This window comes from Synechococcus sp. (assembly GCF_982614295.1).
On record NZ_CEXBMR010000072.1, the window covers coordinates 1229 to 4733 of the forward strand.

The 3505-nt window shown below is 56.4% G+C and carries 4 protein-coding genes; 1 reads left to right on the top strand and 3 read right to left on the bottom strand.

The genetic code is table 11. From position 1 onward, the window contains the following. On the top strand, positions 1-213 hold a 213-nt coding region (locus tag AC2JC8_RS09595), incomplete at its 5' end, for a hypothetical protein (RefSeq protein WP_484594622.1). Between the two features lie 10 nt (positions 214-223). On the opposite strand, the gene AC2JC8_RS09600 is transcribed toward AC2JC8_RS09595, so the two are convergent. From AC2JC8_RS09600 to AC2JC8_RS09610, 3 genes are all read right to left on the bottom strand, one after another. Beyond that, positions 224-1387 carry a type II secretion system F family protein gene (locus AC2JC8_RS09600; protein ID WP_484420376.1) on the bottom strand — a complete coding sequence of 388 codons (1164 nt, stop codon included), beginning with the start codon at positions 1385-1387 and terminating at the stop codon, positions 224-226. A 3-nt stretch (positions 1388-1390) separates the two neighbouring features. After that, the gene (locus tag AC2JC8_RS09605; RefSeq protein ID WP_484594623.1) at positions 1391-2446 is read right to left on the bottom strand and encodes a type IV pilus twitching motility protein PilT; all 1056 of its coding nucleotides are present in this window, start codon (positions 2444-2446) and stop codon (positions 1391-1393) included. A 21-nt stretch (positions 2447-2467) separates the two neighbouring features. Next, the coding region (locus AC2JC8_RS09610) for a GspE/PulE family protein (RefSeq protein WP_484594624.1) at positions 2468-3505 on the bottom strand (1038 nt) is incomplete at its 5' end.

A 3505-nucleotide genomic window follows, 5' to 3' on the forward strand; every position in this document is an offset into this window, starting at 1 on the left:
CAGCCTGCTGCCAGCCAGGCCGCTGATTCAGGCTTTTCCCTAGGCCATCTCTGGAACGATGTGGAACTATTGAGCGGCGATTCTGAGCCGGTTCCAGAGCTAGCTCCTGCGCCCAGCCTGGCGCCGCAAATTGAGGCTGAGCAACCTGAATTTGATATCAACGATCCCAGCACCTGGCCCAGCATTAAGCTTCAGGGACCGGAGCCTGAGTAGGCGGTAGCTCTTATTTGCCCATGTTCTGAATCAAGCCAAACATCGGCAGGTAGAGCGAAATCACGATGGTGCCTACAACGATTGCTACGACGAAGATCACCGCAGGCTCCATGGCCTTGGTGAGCGCTGATACGGTGGTTTCCACCTCTCGCTTATAGAACGTCGACAAGTTTTCCAGCATGAAGGAGAGCTGGCCGGTTTCTGAGCCAATCTTCACCATGGCAATCACCAGCTTGGGCATAACCTTGGCGCTGCCCAGTGCATAACTGAGCTCCTGGCCCTGTTCCACCAGCACAATGCTGCGCCGGATGCTGTTTTTGATCAGTTGGTTGGAGCTGGCGGTGATGCAGCGATCCAAGCCCTCTACCACGGGTATGCCTGCATTCACCAGCGTTTCCAGGGTGTCGCAGAAGGAGGCCATCTCGGAGCGCAGGATCAGATCGCCAAATAGCGGCACCTTGAAGATGGCTGAATCAATGCTCAGCCTGCCGATCTTGGTGGCGTAGGCGGTTCGAAACCCATACACCGCCAGTATCACGGCGATCGGTGTGCCGACAGCGAACTGAATTGAAGTCACCAAACCCGAGAGTTGGAGCATGAACGACGTGAGTGCTGGTAGTTCGGCGCCAAGGCTGTCAAACATCTCCTTAAAGCGCGGCACGATGAAGATCAACAAGGCCAGGCTCACAGTGAGAGAAAGCACCAACACCAGCACCGGATATACCAAGGCGCCAATGATTTGGCCGCGGATCTTGGCCTGGGCCTCCATCAGGTTGGCGATGCGATCCAGCACCTTCTCAAGAATGCCGCCCGCTTCGCCAGCCTCGATCAGCCCCACGGTGAGGGGGGCAAACACCTTGGGGAATTGCATCAACGAGCTGGAAAGCTCTTCCCCTGCACTGAGCCTGGCCGAGATCTGGCTGATGCAGATGGAAAACTTCTGATTGGGCATGTTGTCGGCCAGCAGCTCCAGCCCCTGGGCCAGCGGCAAGCCGCTTTGCAGGATCACGGCCAGCTGCCTGAAAAACACCAGCAGATCTTTACCGGGGATCTTGAGCTTTTTGGGTGAGGGCTGGGGGTTGAGCAGCTGGTCGAGCCAGCTGCCGCTGGATTTTCGAGCCCTTGGGGCGGTGCTGATCCCGACTGCTGCCGGTGCCGCGCCGTATTGAGCCATGGTTTAGGCCTCGCTGCTGCTGATCAGGGCCTTGGGATTGCTGGCCTTACTGAGCGCCTCTTCCTGGCTCACCTTGCCTGCCTTCACGAGGTTGAGTAGGCATTGCTCGAGGGTATTCATGCCATCGCGGCTGCCAGTTTGCAGTTGGGAATAGATCTGGCTGATTTTGCGCTCGCGGATCAGGTTGCCGATGGCGGGCGTATTGATCAGCAGCTCATAGGCCAGGCTGCGCTTGCCGGTGGTGTTTTTGCAGAGGGTTTGCGAGAGGATGCCGAGCAGGGATGTCGAAACCTGCAAACGGGCTTGCTCCTGCTGTTCGGCCGGGAAGACATCCACAATGCGCTCCACGGTTTTGGCGGCACTGGAGGTGTGCAAGGTGCCTAGCACCAGGTGGCCCGTTTCAGCAGCGGTGATCGCGAGCTGGATTGTTTCCAGGTCGCGCATTTCACCGATGTAGATCACGTCCGGGTCTTCCCGTAGGGCTGCCCGCAGGGCGGTGGCGAAACTCTGGGTGTCGCGTTTCACCTCGCGCTGATGGATGATCGATGTTTTGGAGTGGTGAAACTCAAATTCGATCGGGTCTTCGATAGTGAGGATATGGCGTTTCTGGGTTTCGAGAATGCAATTGATGAAGGCCGCCAGGGTGGTGGACTTGCCAGAGCCTGTGGGTCCTGTGCAGAGCACCAGGCCTCGATGGCGTTGGGTGAGATCAATGAAGGGCTGGGGCAGGCCCAGGTCTTGCCAGCGGGGCAGGGAGTCCGGAAGAATCCTGAGGGTCAGACAGCGTTTTTCGTTGGCCACATAGGCGTTAATGCGGATGCGCGATAGGCCATCCAAGCCAATGGAGGTGTCGAGGTCGTGATGAGCTTTGAAATGGCTTATTTTCTCCTCGTCAGCTATTTCGGAGAGCAGGCGATCCATGTCTGCCGGCTGTAGCACATGATCCAGAATATGGATATCGGAATTCACCCGGATTGCAATTGGCGAACCTTCTTCCAGGTGAATGTCTGAAGAGCCGAGCTTCAGCGCAAATCCCACAATTTCCCGCGCGATCGACATAATTAAGGATAGATTGCTGGATTAATGCTCTTTGGTGCTGATCTTTTGCAGCTCAGACACGGTGGTTAGCTGTTTACGTATCAGTTCTACAGCATAAGCTTTTAGGGTGAGCATGCCGTCGCTGACGGCGAGATCTTCGATGTGTTGGCTAGTTTTGTTGTCCTGCAGGGCGTCGCGGATGTTGCGGTTGAAGCGCAGTAGCTCATAGCTGCCAATCCTTCCTTGGTAGCCAGTGCCGCTGCAGCGAGGGCAGAGGGTGGCTTCTTGTTTGCGCTGGGCTTTTTCTTCGGCTGTGAGTGCAGTCGCCTGGCGTACGGCTGTGCCGAGCTTGAGTCCGGTGAAGCGTGCTTCTGCTTCGTTGATCGGTCGTTCAGTGCTGCATGAGGGGCACACTTTGCGCATCAGCCGCTGGGCGAGGATCCCACGCAGCGACCCTTTGAGTTTGTAGAGCGGCACCCCCATATCCAATAGGCGCGTAAGCGAACTTGATGCGCTGTTGGCGTGAAGGGTGGTGAATACCAAGTGGCCGGTTTCCGCTGCATCCATGGAGGATTCAGCTGTTTCCGGGTCACGGGTTTCTCCAATCAGGATTACGTCTGGGTCTTGACGCAGAAAGGAGCGAAGTAGGTTGGCAAAGGTTTGGCCTTTGGCGCGCAAAACAGGAAACTGTTGGATGTTTCCGCCGAGGTCATATTCGATCGGGTCTTCAGCGGTGACGATGTTTATTTCGCCATTGTCGCGCTCCCGCAGGGCGGCGGCGAGGGTGGTGGACTTTCCTGAGCCGGTGGGTCCGGCCACAATCACGATGCCATTAGGTTCTTCGATGATTGCCCTAAATTCCTCGCGCACTTGCTCATTGTTGATCAGGATATCGAGATTGAGCATCTTTGAATCACTGTTTAGGATGCGCAATACCATCTTTTCGCCATGTTTACCCGGTGCTGTGGAACAGCGAAACTCCATTGTTTGCCCTTCAAAGCGGCGCATGATCTTGCCGTCTTGAGAGGCGCGCCGCTCGGCGACATCCATGGAGGCCATATTTTTCAGACAGGCCGTGAG

Excerpts from the sequence above, each read along its gene's own strand:
- AC2JC8_RS09600 (WP_484420376.1), bottom strand. The coding sequence starts at position 1,387 with ATGGCTCAATACGGCGCGGCACCGGCAGCAGTCGGGATCAGCACCGCC.
- AC2JC8_RS09605 (WP_484594623.1), bottom strand. The coding sequence starts at position 2,446 with ATGTCGATCGCGCGGGAAATTGTGGGATTTGCGCTGAAGCTCGGCTCT.